Consider the following 16,707-nt stretch of genomic DNA (forward strand, 5'->3'; position numbering starts at 1 on the left):
TTGAAGCCTAGATCCCCGGCGCCCAGGGGAAGGTCATCGCTTCGTACTCCTGCAGCGTCTTCGGCGGGGCCTTTTCGCCCGGCGGCAGGGGGCGTTTGGAGAAGCTGCCGAACCAGGCGACCGAGGCGTCGCGCCACCATTGGGCTTCGTCGCGCTGGATCTTCAGGTAGTCGGTGACCTCGGCGTGGCGCGGGGCGTCGACATAGGGCGCCATCGCGGCCCAGGTCGTCTCCATGCCGTCGACGTATTTCACGCCCTGGCCGTAGCGCTTGACCAGGCCGTTCCACAGGGTGTCGCCCGACTTCAGGCGGTAGTCCCAGGACAGGTGGTGGAACCACAGCAGGTCCTTCTCGTCGACGCACTTGAGGTCGGCGTAGCAGGCGCCCACCGCCGGGGCGTACTGGGCGGTGGCGTTGCTGCCGCTGGGCGTGCGGTCGAAGCCCAGGCCGTCGGGACCGGCCTTGGCGTAGTAGACGCTGGTCCAGTCGGCGCGTTCGCCGCCGGCGACCCAGGGGCCCGGGCCGTAGTGGTGGCTGCGGCCCATCTGGTGGTGCAGACCCAGCGGGGTCATGTAGTCCACCGCCGCCTCGCGCGAGCCCATCATCATGTCGACGACCGGTTTGACGAAGCGCGGGTCATTGGTGAAGGTCATCTTCGCCCAGTCGGCGGCGATCGCCCGGGTGTCGGCCTCCGGGTCCCAGGCCAGGCGGCCGAAGACGTACCAGTTGGCCTGGTCGAACTGCGAGCCGCTCCAATTGCGGTCCGTGCCGATATTGGCCACGCCGGCCATCACCGTCAGCTTGCGCCCGTCCAGCGATCCGTCGACCACCTTGGCCACGGTCGAGCCCTTGCCATGGGCCTGGGTGTCGCTGCGCAAGGTCTCCTCGTAGAGCGGGCCGAGATAGACGAGGTGGGTCGAGAAGCCGAGATATTCCTTGGTGATCTGGAACTCCATGCCGAGGTTCGATTTCGGCATCGCCCCGAACAGCGGGTGGAACGGCTCGCGCGGCTGGAAGTCGATGGCCCCGTTCTTGACCTGGATGACCACATTGTCGCGGAACTGGCCGTCGAACGGCTTGAACTCGCTGTAGCCCTGCTTGGCGCGATCGTCGGGCTGCTCGTGCGAATAGACGAAGGCGCGCCAGATCACGACGCCGCCGTGCGGCCCCACCGCGTCGGCCAGCATGTTGGCCCCGTCGACATGGGTGCGGCCATAGTCCTGCGGACCGGGCTGGCCTTCCGAATTGGCCTTCACGAGAAAGCCGCCGAAGTCGGGGATGGTCTTGTAGATCTCGTCCGCTTTCGCCTTCCAGAAGGCGGCGACGGCGGGGTCCAGCGGGTCGGCGGTCTTCAGCCCGCCGATCTCGATCGGGGCCGAGAAGCGGGCCGAGAGATAGACCTTGATGCCATAGGGCCGGAACGTGTCGGCCAGGGCGGCGGCCTTGGCGATGAACGGCGGGGTCAGGCTGTCGGCCTTGGCATTGACGTTGTTCAGCACCGTTCCGTTGATGCCGATCGAGGCGTTGGCGCGGGCGTAGTCGACCATGCGCGGGTCGACATGGCCGGGCAGCCGCCACCAGTCGAAGATCGACTGGCCGGAATAGCCGCGCTCGACCGTGCGGTTCAGGTTGTCCCAATGGTTCAGCATGCGCAGCTTGACCTTGGGACTGGAGGCGATGTCGAGCTTGTCGACCGGCTGGCGGGTCTGGATCAGTTCCAGGTAGCGGAACACGCCGTAGAGGACGCCGATGTCCTTGCTGGCGGCGATGACCGTGGTGGTCTTGCCGTTCACCGCCTCGGTGCGGATCCGGTAGCCCTCGTCGCTCAGGCCCGCTTGCGGCGCGACGCTGAGCTGGATGACGCCGTCACGCGAACCGGCGGCGGCGCGGATGGGCTTGCCGACCAGGCCGGTGAGGCCGCGCTCCAGTTCGGCGCGGGCGACCTTCAGGGTCGGCGTCTCGGCGGCGCGCGCGGGCGCGATGGCGGCGGCGCGGGCGGCATAGGGCCCCTTCGCGGCGGCCTCGACCGGCTTGTAGCGCAGCCACAGGTCATAGCCGTCCTCGGCCCGGGCGGCGGGGGCGACAAGCAGCGCCAAGCCCAAGGCGATCGCCAGCAAACGCATCCATTCACTCCCAATGTCTCTTCCGTTTCCCCGGCGAAAGCCGGGGGCCCAGCCGACGGGGCTGTGCGGCGCCAGGACGACCCCAACTCAGCCTTACGATCCGGGTCCCGGCTTTCGCCGGGAAGAGCGGTTATTTTGTACGGTCCGACCCGTGCCGAACGTTTCTAGCCTAGCAACACCGTCAAAGGTCGGGACACCCTTCCTTAGTGGTCTGACCACCGGGTTGACAACCCCAATGGTAGCGGTACACCGATAGGCAGGGAGGAAGATGGACGTCGCGCGCCCGCGAATGGCGCGCCCTCGATCTTTCGGCCCGCGCGGGTTCAGCACAGCGTCCAAGGCCTCCATGCCCAAGATCATCGCCGCCAAGACCATCGTCACGTGTCCGGGGCGCAATTTCGTCACCCTGAAGATCGTCACCGACGAGGGGGTGTACGGCATCGGCGACGCCACGCTGAACGGCCGCGAACTGGCGGTCGAGGCCTATCTGACCCAGCACGTCATCCCCTGCCTGATCGGCCGCGACGCCCACCAGATCGAGGACATCTGGCAGTTCCTGTATCGCGGGGCCTACTGGCGCCGGGGGCCGGTGACCATGGCCGCCATCGCCGCGGTCGACACCGCGCTGTGGGACATCAAGGGCAAGATCGCCGGCCTGCCGGTCTACCAGCTGCTGGGCGGGGCCTGCCGGACCGGGGTCATGGTCTATGGCCACGCCAACGGCGAGACCATCGACGAGACCCTCGACAACGCCGCCCACTACGCCGAGCAGGGCTACAAGGCCATCCGCCTGCAGACCGGCGTGCCGGGGATGAAGGGGACCTATGGCGTCTCCAAAGACAAGTTCTTCTACGAACCGGCCGACAGCGACCTGCCCAAGGAGACGGTGTGGTCGACCGAGCGCTACATGCGCAGCACGCCGGCCCTGTTCGAGGCGGCCCGCGCGCGGCTGGGCGACGACCTGCATCTGCTGCACGACGTCCACCACCGCCTGACCCCGATCGAGGCCGGCCGCCTGGGCAAGGACCTGGAGCCCTACCGCCTGTTCTGGATGGAGGACGCCACGCCCGCCGAGAACCAGGCCAGCTTCCGACTGATCCGCCAGCACACGACGACACCGCTGGCCGTGGGCGAGATCTTCAATTCGGTCTGGGACTGCAAGCAGCTGATCGAGGAACAGCTGATCGACTACATCCGCGCCACGGTCGTCCACGCCGGCGGGATCACCCACCTGAAGAAGCTGGCCAGCTTCGCCGACCTGCACCACGTGCGCACCGGCTGCCACGGGGCCACCGACCTGTCGCCGGTCTGCATGGGCGCGGCCCTGCACTTCGACCTGTCGATCCCCAACTTCGGCGTCCAGGAATACATGCGCCACACGCCCGAGACCGACGCGGTGTTCCCGCACGCCTACACCTTCGCGGACGGCATGCTGCACCCCGGCGAGGCCCCCGGCCTGGGCGTCGACATCGACGAGGACCTGGCCGCCAAGTATCCCTACCAGCGCGCCTACCTGCCGGTGGCCCGCCGCCTGGACGGCTCGATGCACGACTGGTGAGCGCCGGGGTCACGCCCGTGGTCGCACACCTCGTCGCCCAAGATCTGGCCAAGGAGGCCTGCAAACTCTGACCATCCGGGCTAGAAGGGCGAGAAAGTTGGTCAATCGCCACCGGCGTCCGTGGTAGTGATTCGCCGATCCGACTAATCGCCAGCGCTTTCCACGCCCTTCCGAGCCCCCTCGCGTCTCATGTCCGACAACGTCAAGCTCTACCGCAAGATCGCCGACTCGGTGGCCGACTCCATCGAGGCGGGCCAGTACAAGATCGGCGACCGCCTGCCGACCGAGCGCGAGCTGGCCGAACAGTTCGGGGTCAGCCGGCCTACCCTGCGCGAGGCGATGATCGCGCTCGAGATGCTGGGCATGATCGAGGCCCGCCATGGCCTGGGCATCTACGTCACCGGCAATGTCCGCCCCGTGGCCCCGTCGGCCGAGATCGACTTCGAGATCGGCGCCTTCGAGCTGATCGAGGCCCGCCGCCTGTTCGAGGGCGAGGCCGCCGCCCTGGCCGCCACCTCGATCAGCGACGAGCAGATCGCGACCCTGGAGGACCTCCTGGAGCGCATGCATGTCGAGGAGGAGATCCGGGGCGAGGACGCCGACCGCGAGTTCCACCTGACCATCGCCCGCGCCACCGGCAACGGCGCGATCATCGCCACGATCGAGAACCTGTGGGACTGGCGCAACCGCTCGCCCCTGGCCCGCAACATCCTGACCCGCGCGCGCGGCATGGGCCTGGAGCCGCGCATCGTCGAGCACCGCCGCGTGGTCGACGCCCTGAAGGCCCGCGACCCGGCCGCCGCCCGCCAGGCCATGCGCGACCACCTGGAACGCGTCATCGACCACCTGCTGCACGCCACCGAGACCGAAGCCGTCCAGCGGGCGCAGCAAGAGACCAAGGCGCGCCGCAACGCGATCGCGAAGCGGGTGGCGATCTAGGCACGTGTCAATCCTCCCCCTAGCGGGGGAGGTGGCGCGTAGCGCCGGTGGGGGAAGTGCTTGATGCCTTGCCTCTTCCCCTCCGTCGTCTCTTCGAGCCGACACCTCCCCCTCTTGGGGGAGGATTGGGAACATGCCACTCTTCCCCATGCTGAAGCTCCCCCCGCTCAAGCCCGACTCCGACCAGATGCTGCACCTGGACGCCCTGCGGATCGTGGGGGCGGTGATGATCGTGGTGTTTCACTTCAACCGGTTCATCAACCTGGACGGCCGCTGGCAGCTGGCCGATGACACGATCAAGAGCTTCAGCCTGATCGTCGACCTGTTCTTCCTGATCTCCGGCTACGTGATGGCGGCGATCTACACCGGGCGGCTCTCGACCTTCGCCAAGTACCGCGACTTCCTGCAGAAGCGGGTGGCGCGGCTGGGGCCGCTGCACTGGGCGACGATGCTGGTGTTCGTGGTCATCGCCGCCCTGGGCTGGGCCGGCGTGCTGAACGAGCGGGATCCCTCGCGCTACGACGTGACGTGCATCCCGCAGAACATCCTGTTCATCCACGCCTGGGGGACGTGTCATGCCCAGACCTGGAACTTCGTCAGCTGGGCGATCAGCGCCGAGATGGGGATGTACATCGCCCTGCCCCTGCTTTTTCGCATTACCGCTTTGGGCCGCTGGCCCACCGCCATCGTCGCGATCGGCAGCCTGGTCCTGCTGCTCTGGATCTCGCGGACCGGCGAGCCCTTCTCGCAGTGGACCTACGACTTTGGCGTCGCCCGCGCCGTGCCCGGCTTCATGCTGGGCATGCTGGCGTTCCAGCTGAAGGCCGTCCTGGCCCGCCTGCCCCTCGCCCGCTTCGTGATGTGGGCCCTCTTGGCGGCGTTCTTCGTCGCCTCGGGCATGGGGGCGTCGCGGACGAGCCTGCTCTTGCTGATCTACGCCATCGGCCTGGCGGGGGTGGCGGCCGACGCGGCCGGCGTCCAGGGCGGGGTCAGCAAGGCCCTGGCCCCTTGGGCCCAGCTCAGCTTCAGCCTCTACCTGCTGCACCCGATCGCACTGAAGATCGCGCTGAACTGGGTCGGCTTCGGGATGTGGGGCCTCACTGGCGACGCCATGCGGCTGTGGTGCCTGGTCTGGATCGTGGCCCTGTTCCCGATCGCGTATTTCTCGCTGATCGGCTTCGAGCGCCCGGCGCGCGATTGGGTGGCGAAGCTGGGGAAGCGCTGAGCGAGCTCCCTCTCTCTCTTAGAGAGAGGGATTACGACTGAGCGATCCCGTCCACCCACGCCGCCAGCTCACGGATACTCCCCAGCTCCGCATAGCGCTCATGTCCCACCGGAGCCTCGGCCGCCTCGTGGGCCCAGACCAGGGGGTACGGGATCAGGGCGCCCCAGCAGCCGGCCTCCAGGGCGGGCAGGATGTCGGACCTCATCGAGTTGCCGGCCATCACCGCCTGGTCGGCGCCCGTGCCGTAGCGGTCGAACACCCGGCGATAGGTGCCGGCGTCCTTCTCGGACACGATCTCGACGGCGACGAAGTAGTCGCCCAGGCCCGACGAGGCCAGCTTCTGCTCCTGATGCAGCAGGTCGCCCTTGGTCACCAGGATCAGGCGGTAGCGCTTGGACAGCTCCGACAGCGCCAGCTCGACGCCCGGCAGCGGCTCGATCGGCTCGGTCAGCATCTCGCGGCCGACGGCCAGGATCTCGCGGATCACGCGCGTGTCGACCGCGCCGTCGGTAACCTCCAGCGCCGTCTCGATCATCGACAGGGTGAAGCCCTTGGCCCCGTAGCCATAGACCCGCAGGTTGCGCTTCTCGACCGCCGTCAGCTGGGCCTCGATCCTCTCGGGATCTCCGTGCTCGGACAGCAGCTCCAGGAAGCGCTGGTGCGACAGGCGAAACAGGCTCTCGCAATGCCAGAGGGTGTCGTCGGCGTCGACGCCGACGGTGGTGATGGTGCTCATGGCGCCGGACATATCATCGGGCCGGAGGCGGAGCCTATCCCACGCATGATTTATGCGCGGCGGACGTCAGAAGGTCAGCACCGCGAAGACCACCAGGCTGACCGGAACGGCCGCCGACAGGGCCAGGTTCAGCACGGTCTCGCCGACGCCCAGGGCGAACTTGGCGGACAGGGCGGCGAACTTGGCTGTGGTCGGGTCGGCGGGGGTCATGGCGGCTCCTTGCGCGCTCGACCCTGCCACGGCGAAGGTTAACAGCGAGACCGCCCGCCCCTGCGGCGGATTGTCCCCGCACGCCCGCAAAAGAATGGCGCGCCCTCGATGGCAGGGCGCGCCGGAAACCACGCGATGGCGGCGATGAGGTGGTCGACCGCGCGCGGCGAACCGAAAAGGTCCCCGCCGGCCCAAGGAAAGCAGAACCGGCGAGGTAGAGGGAACAGAGGGACTTTAGAAGCTCATCCGCAGACCCATCAGGTATTGGCGGCCGGGCTTGTAGTAGGTGAACGTCGCGTTGTCGTACTGGAAGTGCGAGCGCAGCTTTTCATTGGTGATGTTGGTCACGTTGAAGGTCAGCTGCGGCGCGTTCTTGAAGCCGAAGATCTTCTCCAGGTCGTAGCTGGAGGAGAAATCGGTCTGCTTGTAGTCGTCGTTGAACAGGGCGGCGGCGGTGACGCCGTTCTGGTTGGCGCCGCTGGACTGCGAGCCCTTCCGGTAGACGTGGCTCAGACGCAGGCTGACGCCGTTGTGCTCGTAATAGCCCGTCAGGTTGTAGGTGTACTTGGCCACGCCGTAGGCGATCGCCGGACCGTTGCTGGTCTGGTCGACGATGGTGGCGTTGGCGTTGACGCCCAGGCCCTCGACGCCGAAGCGGCTGGTCAGGAAGTCCAGCGGTTGCACCCACTGGAATTCCAGGCCGTTGATCGTCAGCTTGTTGGGCACGTTGATCTGCGACTGGACCTGGACTTGCGCCTGGGTCGGGCCGCCACGCGCGTTGATGGCCGTCTTCTGGGTGTCGTTGATGGTGTCGTAGGTGATGCCGTACTGGGCCAGGGCCGTGAACGGCAGGGTCACGACGTTGTTGGTCGTGAAGCCGGTCAGCGACTTGCGGAACGCGTTGACCGCGATGACGCCTTCCTGGCCGGTGTAGAATTCAAAGCCCAGGTCGATGTTCTTGGAGAAGTAGGGCTTCAGGGCCGAGTTGCCGATCGTGGCCTGGTCGGCCGACGGGGCGCCGAAGCTGACGCCCGGCAGCTGGGCGGCCGGATCCGGACGGGTCATCGTTTCCGAGACCGCGACGCGGGCCACGGCGTGCTCGCCGACGTCATAGGCGATGTTCGCGGCCGGCAGCCACTTGGAATAGGTGTTCTCGGTGTAGACGAAGTTGGTGATGTTCGGATAGCGCGCGCCGTCCGGCAGCTGGGCGCCGCCCGGCAGGGTGTTGCGCGGATCCGCCAGCGAGACGCGGCCGCCGATCGTCTGCTTGGTGTGGACGTAGCGGACGCCGACGTTGAAGCGCAGGTCGCTGTCCATGACCTGGGTGACGCCGTTCAGCTCGGTATAGGCCGCGCTGTTCTTCTCGTTGATGTAGCCGCCGCTGGCGCCGGTGTTCGAACCGCCGCTCTCGACGTACGCGTTATGCAGCTTGTCGTAGCCGGTGGCCTGCTTGACCTTGTCCCAGTCGACGGTGACGAAGCCGGCCGGACCGGGCTTGAGGTAGTTGGCCAGGCTGGCGGTCGGGATCAGCGAACCGCCATAGGTCAGGGTTCCGGTCTGGCCGGCCGTGGCGCCGGTTCCGTAACCCGGATAGGTCGGATAGCCGGCCGGCGCGGCGCCCGGCTGGTTCAGGCCCTGGCAGGCCGGGCCGCTGTTGGGCGAGGGCAGGTTGATGCTGGGATTGTTGCCGCAGGTCGCGTTCTGCCACGGGCCAGTGTTGTCGTAGCCGCGGATGGTGCGCGAGACGTCGTCATAGTTGCCGCCGAACTTCAGGTTCAGCTTCTCGTCGCCCCAGGTGACGACCGCGCGGGCGCCCTTGGTCTCGTACCAGCGCTTCTCGTCCTGCATGTTCAACCGGCCGCCGGTCCAGACGAAGTTGGCGGGGTTGTTCAGGTCGACGCTGCTCTTGATCGTCGGGATGCCGTTCGGGTTGTAGGTGTAGTCGACCGTCGTGCCGACGCCCAGCGCCGTCACCGGACCGAAGGTCGGGCTTTCGCGGTGGAAGTTGCTCTTGGTGTAGTTGGCCTGGGCCTCGACCTTCAGCTTGTCGGTGATGCGCCATTCGCCGCCCGGATTGATCCCCCACAGCTCGGTCTTCTCGATGTAGGGGCGGAATTCCAGGAAGAACTGCGAGTTGGCGTAGGTGCCTTGCGTCACCGTGCAGCCGGCGGAGCAGTCGGTCTTGTCGTACTTGGTGTTCATCGGGATGATCGCGCCGTTGCGCACGATCCAGGCGATGTCCTCCCGCAGCAGGTCGTTCTTCTTGTAGCCGTACATCCCGTCGACATAGAAGTTGATGCTGTCGTTGGGACGCCATTCCAGGCTGCCGACCAGGTTCAGGCGGTCGCGGCGGCCGTACTCGGCCGACGGGCGGCCCAGGCGCGGCAGCAGGCCGTTGTCGATCTGCTGGATCGTCGCGCCGGGGTTCTTGGACAGCAGGAAGGCCTGGTCGATGACCGTGCCCGCCACCAGGCCGCCGCCGGCGCCGACCGGCACCGTGCCCGGGATCGTCCAGTTGCCGCCGCCCGTGAGGTTACAGCCGCTGGTCGCGCCGCACTGGGCCGCCGACAGGTTCGGGTTGGTGAAGCCGATGGTCTCGTAGCCGCGCGTGTCGGTGTGCAGGCGCTGGCCCGAAACCCCGAACAGCACGCCGAAGGTGTCCCAGGTCTTGCTGGCGATCAGCGAGCCCTTGCCGCCCAGCTTGGCGCCGTCCGGCTTCACGCCCTGGACGTTCATGGTCAGGTGCTGGCCTTCGCGATCGAACGGGCGGGCCGAGCGCATGTCGATGTTACCCGCCGCGCCGCCTTCCAGCAGGCTGGCCGAGTAGCTCTTGTTGACCGTCAGCTTGGTGAACAGATCGGTCGGGAAGAAGCTGAGGTCGACCGAGCGGTCGGTGCCCTGAGCGTCGGTCGCGCCCGACGAGGCCACGGCGATCGAGGCGCCGTTCAGCGTCACGTTGGTGAAGTTGCTGCCCAGGCCGCGGATGGCGACGTTCGTGCCTTCGCCCGTGATGTCGCGGGTGATGGTGATGCCGGGGATGCGGTTGAACGACTCGGCGATGTTGGAGTCGGGGAACTTGCCGATGTCTTCGGCGAAGATGGCGTCGGCGAAGCCGGTGGTCTCGCGTTTGGCGACGGTCGATTGCGCCAGGCTCTTACGATAGCCGGTGACCACGATCTCTTCGACGGCGTCGTTGGACACGGTCGGCGCGGCGGCGGTCTGGGCGTAAGCGGCCTGACCGATGAACAAAGTGGTCAGGCAGGTCGCGCCGATCAGCGCGGCGCGGGCGGAACGGTTTTGTCGAGTGGACGGCATTGCTTCTCCCCCTAATGTGTCGGCGCTCAGCGCCCGTGTTTTGTCGCTCGCGACCCGCCAGCCCCTTTGGAGTCTGACGCCCCGCCGGAAGGCAGTGGTAGCGGTCACACTCCAAGCGTTACGAGGTATGTCCTTGAGTGTCAATGTGGTCAGACCACGCAATCTTGGCGGGGTCCGACCTTTGGTAGGCCACTGCGGCGCCGGCGCCACGGTCAGCGCGCGCGATTTGGCAACCTCTTTTTTAAAGAGCGCCTATGGGGAGGGTTTGGCTGTTCGCGACGGCGGACAGGAAGCGGGAGGGCTCAGGCCCAGCCCGTCGGTCGCTCCGGCTCGCGCCGGGGCCGGATCGGGGTCGCATAGCGGTGGCCGCGGTTCACCCGCCTCAGCGAGGCCGGGAAGCGGTGCAGCTGGCTTTCGGGTCGGATCGGCCGGGCGACCAGGCCGCCGCCACAGTCGGGACAGGCCCCGTCGAAGCGCAGATCGGCGCATGAGGCGCAGAAGGTATGCTCGAACGTGCAGATTCGGGCGGCGTCGCTGTCGGGCGGCAGGTCCGCGTCGCAGCACTCGCAATTCGGGCGCAGTTCGAGCATGGGTCCGTCCTCCCGTGTTCGTCTGGTCATTCTTGCCTGGAAGCCTTTCACCATAAGGGCTTTTCAGGCCTCCGCGCGAGGGGGCCCGGTCGCATATCACGGGAATGTGGAGCCAAGCGAAATCCGCGTGATCAGCCGAGGGCGCGCGAGGGGTTGACCCCCTCCCCCATACCCCCTAGACACCGCGCCGTTTGCGCGGCGGACGGGCCTAAAGCCCGTCCGCTTTTTTAAAGGTAACGCCCCGGCTCGCTGGGGCTGGGCCGGGGTTACTCCCCGCCCGCTTTTTTGCAAAAATAGACCGCCCAATTCCGGGCCACCGCGTGCAGGAGCGCTCCACAGAATGTCCCAAGACCTTCTCCCCGGCGTTACCGGCGTTCTGGCCCTCGCGGACGGCACGATCCTGCAAGGCGTGGGCTGCGGCGCGGTCGGCGACGCGGTCGGCGAGGTGTGCTTCAACACCGCCATGACGGGCTATCAGGAGATCCTGACCGACCCGTCCTACATGGCCCAGATCGTCGCCTTCACCTTCCCGCACATCGGCAATGTCGGGACCAACGCCGAGGACGTCGAGCAGATCACCGGCGTGGCCGAGACGGCCGCCCGCGGCGCCCTGTTCCGCGAGGTTCCGACCGAGCAGGCCAACTGGCGCGCCAACAGCGACTTCGACGCCTGGATGAAGACGCGCGGCGTCATCGGCCTGGCCGGGATCGACACCCGCGCCCTGACCCGCAAGATCCGCGAGACCGGCATGCCGCACGGCGTCATCGCCCACTCGCCCGACGGCCAGTTCGACCTGCCCGCCCTGGTCGCCAAGGCCAAGGCCTGGGCCGGCCTGGAAGGCCTGGACCTGGCCAAGGACGCCTCGACCACCCAGACCTTCACCTGGGACGAGGGCCTGTGGTCGTGGCCGGAAGGCTACGCCAAGCTGGACAAACCCAAGTACGACGTCGTGGTCGTCGACTATGGCGTCAAGCGCAACATCCTGCGCGCCCTGGCCCATGTCGGCGCCCGCGCCACGGTGGTGCCGGCCGACACCAAGGCCGAGGACATCCTGGCCCGCAACCCGGACGGCGTGCTGCTGAGCAACGGCCCCGGCGACCCGGCCGCGACCGGCCAATATGCCGTGCCCGAGATCCAGAAGCTGGTCGAAAGCGGCAAGCCGGTGTTCGGCATCTGCCTGGGCCACCAGATGCTGGCCCTGGCCCTGGGCGCCAAGACCGTGAAGATGGAACAGGGCCACCACGGCGCCAACCACCCGGTCAAGGACCTGACCACCGGCAAGGTCGAGATCGTCTCGATGAACCACGGCTTCACCGTGGACAGCGCCTCCCTGCCCGCCCCGGTCCAGGAGACCCACGTCTCGCTGTTCGACGGCACCAACGCCGGCATCCAACTGGCCGACAAGCCGGTGTTCTCGGTCCAGCACCACCCGGAAGCCTCGCCGGGCCCGACCGACAGCCTCTACCTGTTCGAACGGTTTGCTGGGCTGATGGACGCGGCGAAGTAAGGACGAGAGAACCCTCTCTCATAGAGAGAGGGAGGGGCCCGCGCCGTCAGGCGTGGGAGGGTGAGAGGTTTCACCGCTAGCCGGTAAAAATCTTCGCCCCCTATCCCCTTTGAAAGCCAGCGTCCCGCGCCTCGTCCTGAGAAGGTGTAACCTCTCACCCTCCCATCGCTGCGCGATGGGCCCCTCCCTCTCTCTATGAGAGAGGGTTTTCAGGTTTTGACCGCCCCTACGTCACCCGCGCCTAATCCTTCGAAAACGGAGGATTGCGCGATGACCAACGACACCGACTTCACCGGCCGGCGGGTGCTGGTCGTGGGCGGGTCCAGCGGGATCGGCAACGGGATCGCGCACGCGTTCAAGGCGCGGGGCGCGGAAGTCGCCGTCTGGGGCACCCGGGCCAGCGCCGCCGACTATGATCCCGCCGAGGGTTCGGACCTGACCGGCCTCGCCTACGCCGCCGTCGACGTCGGCGATCCCGACGCCATCGAGGTCGCCCCTACCCCGTTCGAGGATGGCCTGGACGTGCTGGTGCTGTGCCAGGGGACGGTCGTCTACAAGCGCGGCGAGTTCGAGCGGGCCGGCTGGGACCGGGTGATGGCGGTCAACCTCGACAGCCTGATGCACTGCGCCCGGCGCTTCAAACCGGCACTCACCGCCAGCCAGGGCAGCGTGATCATCGTCAGCTCGATCTCGGGCCTGAAGGCCAATATCGGCAATCCCGCCTACGCCGCCTCCAAGGCCGGCGCGATCAGCCTGACCAAGACCCTGGGCCAGGCCTGGGCGCCCGAGGGGGTGCGGGTCAACGGCCTGGCGCCGGGCCTGGTCGAGACCAAGCTGACGAAAGTCACTACCGCCAATCCCGAGCGCCTGGCCGGCGCCCTCGCCGCCATCCCCCAGCGCCGGATGGGAACGCCCGCCGACATGGCCGGGGCGGCGCTGTTCCTGGCCTCGCCCCTGGCCGCCTACGTCACCGGCCACACCCTGGTGGTCGACGGCGGCCTGTCGCTGTGACTCCCTCTCCCCTTGCGGGAGAAGGTGTCGGCGAAGCCGACGGATGAGGGGTCGCACAAACGAAAACCGCCGCGACCGGCGGTGAAGCCGTCGCGGCGGTCTCTTTCTTCAACCCCTCACCCGACCCGCTTCGCGGGCCACCCTCTCCCGCAAGGGGAGAAGAGGCGGCGGCGACGGCGTCCAGGATCGCGCCCAGAACGCCGTCGGAGGCCGCCATCTGCTCGTTCTTGAAACGCAGCACGCGGAAGCCCTGGGTCTTTAGCCAGGCATCCCGCATGGCGTCATGCGCCGCGTCGTGATGCGGGCCGTCCAGCTCGACGATAAGCCGATGCCTCAGGCACACGAAGTCGGCCACGTACCGACCAATCGACAATTGCCGCCGGAACTTCAGCCCCTCGAGGCGGCGGTCGCGCAACAGACCCCACAGCAGCCGCTCGTTCGACGGCGCGTCGGATCGCAGCCGTCGCGCGAAGGCGAGTTGTCGCGAGCGCTCCACTATGAATGGAACAATACAAGAACGCCTATATCGCACAATCCCTCTCCCCTTGCGGGAGAGGGTGGCCCGCGAAGCGGGTCGGGTGAGGGGTTGAAGAAAGAGACCGCCGCGACAACGGATAAACGGGATGCGGCCGACAGGACTATCGACCCCTCATCCGGCCCTTCGGGCCACCTTCTCCCGCAAGGGGAGGAGGAAACACGAATGGGGGCCGCCTCCCGCGAGGCTAGGGGGCAATGCGGGAGGCGGCTGCCGAACGCCCTCGGCAAAGGGGGGCGCGCCTGAAGGCGTCCGGCTGCTAGAGCCCGTCCGCTCCGGTGGAAGACCGAACCGGCTGGCCAGGCTCTAACCTCGAAAACTCGAGAATCGAGAAGGATCCGGCAAGCGCGCGGCGCGCGCCCGGGACCTGAAACGGGCGCTAGACCTTGAGGTTCAGCAGCGCCCCGGCCATCTCGTCGGCGGTCTTGATCACCACCGCATTGGCCTTGAAGTCGTTGGCGGCGCTGATCTGCCCGACCCGCTCCGAGACGTAGTCGACGTCCGCCGCCCCCCCAGTGGCCGAACCTTCGGCCCGTTCGGCCTGGGCGTCCGCCGCCGCCATGCGGTGAGCGCTGGCGGTGAGACGGTCGGCGGCGGCCATCATGCCGGCCGCGGCGATCGATATTGCCTGCATCGGATGTCCCCCGGAAAAGCGTTGGAAATCAGCGTTTGTTGACGTTGGTTATCGCGGCGGTTGGGTTAAGAAGGTGCAACTAAAGATGGTAAAATTTACAGTTTGGTCATAATTTTTTACGCCGGTTAACCCTGTTTCGCGGGCCGTTTCCGAGGGTTGCGGCAGGGTTAATCCGTCGCTAACCGAACCTCGGCGGGGCCTGGGCTGGCGGGCGTTTTCCCGTATCGCGCGAACCCATTGCCGGAACGCCGCTCCCAGCGACAAATCCTGCCCAACATTACAAAACGTTCAGGCTGGGCCGTCTCGACAAGCCGTCAGCACACCGACATGGTTCGGCCCTCGCGCGGGCCGGGGGCGGCTCGTTCACTCCAACCTTGGCATGACGACCATCCGAGCCCCGCGCTCCGGGGTCGCCGCGTCCCAGAAGGCTCAAACACACATGTCGTTCACGCGTCGCGCCGCGCTCGCCAGCGCCGCCCTGCTCATGGTCGCGCACCCCGTCCTGGCCGCCGCGCCCGCCAAGACCGCCGCCGCGGCCAAGACCACCGCGCCCGCCTCGGACTTCGTCCCCTCGCCCGAAGCCATCAAGGCCCACATGACCTTCCTGGCCGACGACGCCATGGAAGGTCGCGAGGCCGGCACGCGCGGCTATGACATCGCCGCCAACTACGTCGCCGCCCAATACGCCCTGCTGGGCCTCAAGCCGGCCGGCGACAAGGGTCCAAATGGGGCGGTATCCTATCTGCAGCACGTGCCGCTGCTGGCCCACCGCCCGGCCACCGACGGCGCGATCAGCATCACCGGCGCCGATGGTCAGAGCGTGGCCCTGAAGTATGGCGAGGACTACCTGCCAGGCTCCCAGGCCCAGGCGGCCGACGTCAATCTCGAGGCCCCGCTGGTCTTCGTCGGCTTCGGCGTGGTCGATCCCTCGCGCGGTCGCGACGACTACGCGGGCCTGGACGTGAAGGGCAAGATCGTGGTCGTGCTGACCGGCGCCCCGACCGCGATCCAGACCGAGGAACGCGCCCACTTCAGCAACCCCAACACCAAGCGCGCCGAAGCGGCCAAGCGCGGCGCGATCGGCGTGATCACCATGCCGACCACCAGCGGCGAGAAGCGCCGCCCGTTCGCGCGCGGCCTGAACGGCATGAAGGAATGGCGGGTGATCTGGCGCAACGCCCAGGACGTCGGCGCCATCCGCGCGCCGTCGGCCCCGGCCCTGGCCAATGTCAGCCTGGGCGGCGCGGAAAAACTCTTCGCGGGCGCTGCGACGCCGCTGGCGTCCGTCCTGGCGCAGGCCGAGACGCCCGAAGGCGCGGTCAAGGGTTTCGCCCTGCCCGCCAAGGCCAAGATCGCGCTGAAGACCGAGATCGAGAAGCGCGAGAGCAGCAACGTCGTCGGCCTGATCGAGGGCTCCGACCCGACGCTGAAGGCCCAGACCATCATCCTGTCGGCCCACCTGGACCACATCGGCATCAAGGAAGACGCCAAGCCGGGCGAGGACCGCATCAACAATGGCGCGCTCGACAATGCTTCGGGCATCGCCACCCTGCTGGAGGTGGCGCGCGGCTTCAAGAACACCAAGGTCCGCCCCAAGCGCTCGATCATCCTGCTGGCGGTGACCGGCGAGGAGAAGGGCCTGGTCGGCTCGGACTACTTCGCCAACAACCCGACGATCCGGAAGGCCGACATCGCCGCCGACGTGAACCTGGACATGCCGGTGCTGCTGTACCCGTTCACCGACGTGATCGCGTTCGGCGCCGACCGCTCGACCGTGGGCGAGGCCGTCAAGCACGCCGCCGGTCGCGTCGGTGTGGCCCTGTCCGGCGACCCGCTGCCGGAAGAAGGCCTGTTCACCCGCTCGGACCACTACCGCTTCGTCGAGCAGGGGATCCCGTCGGTGTTCCTGATGACCGGCTTCCAGAACGGCGGCGAAAAAGCCTTCACCACCTTCCTGAAGACCAACTACCACCACCCGGGCGATGATCTGAACCAGCCGATCGACTACCAGGCGGCCGCCAAATTCGCCCTGGTCAACTACGAGATCGCCCGCGAGCTGGCCAACGCCCCGGCGCGGCCGGTGTGGAAGAAGGGCGACTTCTTCGGCGCCACCTTCGCGCCGGCGGGGCATCCGTCCTCCGCCAAGTGATAGGGGCGGCGGAGTAGCTCCCCGCCAAACCGTCTCCCCGGCGAAAGCCGGGGCCCAGATCCCGGGGCGCTTGGGCTGACTGGAAAATCTCCGAGCCTTTAGAGCCCACCCCAGCGCTCTTCCATCTGGATCCCGGCTTTCGTCGGGAAGACGGAGTTTGGGGATCGGAAAACGAG

The 16,707-nt window shown here is 67.5% G+C and carries 12 protein-coding genes and 1 pseudogene; 6 read left to right on the forward strand and 7 right to left on the reverse strand.

Going from position 1 to position 16,707, the window contains the following annotated elements; all coding sequences use genetic code 11:
- Nucleotides 1–7: 7 nt before the first annotated feature.
- Nucleotides 8–2,122 (reverse strand): alpha-glucuronidase family glycosyl hydrolase, encoded by a 2,115-nt coding sequence (locus tag MZV50_RS20250; RefSeq protein ID WP_252631068.1) that lies wholly within the window; start codon nucleotides 2,120–2,122, stop codon nucleotides 8–10.
- 346 nt (nucleotides 2,123–2,468) lie between these two features.
- On the opposite strand from MZV50_RS20250, the gene manD reads away from it, so the two are divergent.
- The 3 genes from manD to MZV50_RS20265 all read left to right on the forward strand — a co-directional run bounded on the left by manD (nucleotide 2,469) and on the right by MZV50_RS20265 (nucleotide 5,844).
- Entirely contained in the window at nucleotides 2,469–3,680 is a 1,212-nt protein-coding gene (gene manD, locus MZV50_RS20255) for a D-mannonate dehydratase ManD (protein WP_252631069.1), read from the forward strand.
- Nucleotides 3,681–3,869: 189 nt separating this feature from the next.
- Nucleotides 3,870–4,619: a FadR/GntR family transcriptional regulator gene (locus MZV50_RS20260; protein WP_252631070.1), complete on the forward strand. Its 750-nt coding sequence runs from the start codon at nucleotides 3,870–3,872 to the stop codon at nucleotides 4,617–4,619.
- Between the two features lie 148 nt (nucleotides 4,620–4,767).
- Nucleotides 4,768–5,844: an acyltransferase family protein gene (locus MZV50_RS20265; RefSeq protein ID WP_252631071.1), complete on the forward strand. Its 1,077-nt coding sequence runs from the start codon at nucleotides 4,768–4,770 to the stop codon at nucleotides 5,842–5,844.
- Nucleotides 5,845–5,875: 31 nt separating this feature from the next.
- Here MZV50_RS20265 and MZV50_RS20270 read toward each other — a convergent pair whose 3' ends face one another.
- The 4 genes from MZV50_RS20270 to MZV50_RS20285 all read right to left on the reverse strand — a co-directional run bounded on the left by MZV50_RS20270 (nucleotide 5,876) and on the right by MZV50_RS20285 (nucleotide 10,695).
- Nucleotides 5,876–6,580, reverse strand: coding sequence for an HAD family hydrolase (locus MZV50_RS20270; protein ID WP_252631072.1), 705 nt, complete (start codon nucleotides 6,578–6,580; stop codon nucleotides 5,876–5,878).
- 66 nt (nucleotides 6,581–6,646) lie between these two features.
- The gene (locus MZV50_RS20275; protein ID WP_252631073.1) at nucleotides 6,647–6,790 is read right to left on the reverse strand and encodes a hypothetical protein; all 144 of its coding nucleotides are present in this window, start codon (nucleotides 6,788–6,790) and stop codon (nucleotides 6,647–6,649) included.
- Nucleotides 6,791–7,024: 234 nt separating this feature from the next.
- Nucleotides 7,025–10,105 carry a TonB-dependent receptor gene (locus tag MZV50_RS20280; RefSeq protein ID WP_252631074.1) on the reverse strand — a complete coding sequence of 1,027 codons (3,081 nt, stop codon included), beginning with the start codon at nucleotides 10,103–10,105 and terminating at the stop codon, nucleotides 7,025–7,027.
- A gap of 302 nt (nucleotides 10,106–10,407) precedes the next feature.
- The gene (locus MZV50_RS20285) at nucleotides 10,408–10,695 is read right to left on the reverse strand and encodes a DUF1272 domain-containing protein (RefSeq protein WP_252631075.1); all 288 of its coding nucleotides are present in this window, start codon (nucleotides 10,693–10,695) and stop codon (nucleotides 10,408–10,410) included.
- Nucleotides 10,696–11,035: 340 nt separating this feature from the next.
- Here MZV50_RS20285 and carA point away from each other — a divergent pair, with 340 nt between their 5' ends.
- Entirely contained in the window at nucleotides 11,036–12,202 is a 1,167-nt protein-coding gene (gene carA, locus MZV50_RS20290) for a glutamine-hydrolyzing carbamoyl-phosphate synthase small subunit (RefSeq protein ID WP_252631076.1), read from the forward strand.
- Between the two features lie 270 nt (nucleotides 12,203–12,472).
- On the forward strand, nucleotides 12,473–13,213 hold the full coding sequence (locus MZV50_RS20295; protein WP_252631077.1) for an SDR family NAD(P)-dependent oxidoreductase: 741 nt from the start codon (nucleotides 12,473–12,475) through the stop codon (nucleotides 13,211–13,213).
- 139 nt (nucleotides 13,214–13,352) lie between these two features.
- On the opposite strand, the pseudogene MZV50_RS20305 reads toward MZV50_RS20295, so the two are convergent.
- Nucleotides 13,353–13,730: pseudogene (locus MZV50_RS20305) on the reverse strand (DUF559 domain-containing protein); the annotation flags it as partial.
- Between the two features lie 397 nt (nucleotides 13,731–14,127).
- Nucleotides 14,128–14,382, reverse strand: coding sequence for a flagellar basal body rod C-terminal domain-containing protein (locus MZV50_RS20310; protein ID WP_252631078.1), 255 nt, complete (start codon nucleotides 14,380–14,382; stop codon nucleotides 14,128–14,130).
- A 439-nt stretch (nucleotides 14,383–14,821) separates the two neighbouring features.
- Between MZV50_RS20310 and MZV50_RS20315 the strand changes: the two genes are divergently transcribed.
- Complete coding sequence (locus MZV50_RS20315) at nucleotides 14,822–16,531, forward strand: M20/M25/M40 family metallo-hydrolase (RefSeq protein WP_252631079.1); 1,710 nt, start codon at nucleotides 14,822–14,824, stop codon at nucleotides 16,529–16,531.
- The last annotated feature ends 176 nt before the right edge of the window (nucleotides 16,532–16,707 follow it).

Origin of the sequence: Caulobacter segnis (assembly GCF_023935105.1) — a bacterium.
In the GTDB taxonomy this organism is placed as follows: Bacteria; Pseudomonadota; Alphaproteobacteria; order Caulobacterales; family Caulobacteraceae; genus Caulobacter; species Caulobacter segnis_B.

What these genes read in the sequence shown, in the direction of transcription:
- MZV50_RS20310 (WP_252631078.1), bottom strand. Translation starts at nt 14,382, where the DNA reads ATGCAGGCAATATCGATCGCCGCGGCCGGCATGATGGCCGCCGCCGAC.
- MZV50_RS20270 (WP_252631072.1), bottom strand. Translation starts at nt 6,580, where the DNA reads ATGAGCACCATCACCACCGTCGGCGTCGACGCCGACGACACCCTCTGG.
- MZV50_RS20295 (WP_252631077.1), top strand. Translation starts at nt 12,473, where the DNA reads ATGACCAACGACACCGACTTCACCGGCCGGCGGGTGCTGGTCGTGGGC.
- MZV50_RS20275 (WP_252631073.1), bottom strand. Translation starts at nt 6,790, where the DNA reads ATGACCCCCGCCGACCCGACCACAGCCAAGTTCGCCGCCCTGTCCGCC.
- MZV50_RS20285 (WP_252631075.1), bottom strand. Translation starts at nt 10,695, where the DNA reads ATGCTCGAACTGCGCCCGAATTGCGAGTGCTGCGACGCGGACCTGCCG.
- MZV50_RS20315 (WP_252631079.1), top strand. Translation starts at nt 14,822, where the DNA reads ATGTCGTTCACGCGTCGCGCCGCGCTCGCCAGCGCCGCCCTGCTCATG.
- MZV50_RS20265 (WP_252631071.1), top strand. Translation starts at nt 4,768, where the DNA reads ATGCTGAAGCTCCCCCCGCTCAAGCCCGACTCCGACCAGATGCTGCAC.
- MZV50_RS20260 (WP_252631070.1), top strand. Translation starts at nt 3,870, where the DNA reads ATGTCCGACAACGTCAAGCTCTACCGCAAGATCGCCGACTCGGTGGCC.
- MZV50_RS20280 (WP_252631074.1), bottom strand. Translation starts at nt 10,105, where the DNA reads ATGCCGTCCACTCGACAAAACCGTTCCGCCCGCGCCGCGCTGATCGGC.
- manD (WP_252631069.1), top strand. Translation starts at nt 2,469, where the DNA reads ATGCCCAAGATCATCGCCGCCAAGACCATCGTCACGTGTCCGGGGCGC.
- MZV50_RS20250 (WP_252631068.1), bottom strand. Translation starts at nt 2,122, where the DNA reads ATGCGTTTGCTGGCGATCGCCTTGGGCTTGGCGCTGCTTGTCGCCCCC.
- carA (WP_252631076.1), top strand. Translation starts at nt 11,036, where the DNA reads ATGTCCCAAGACCTTCTCCCCGGCGTTACCGGCGTTCTGGCCCTCGCG.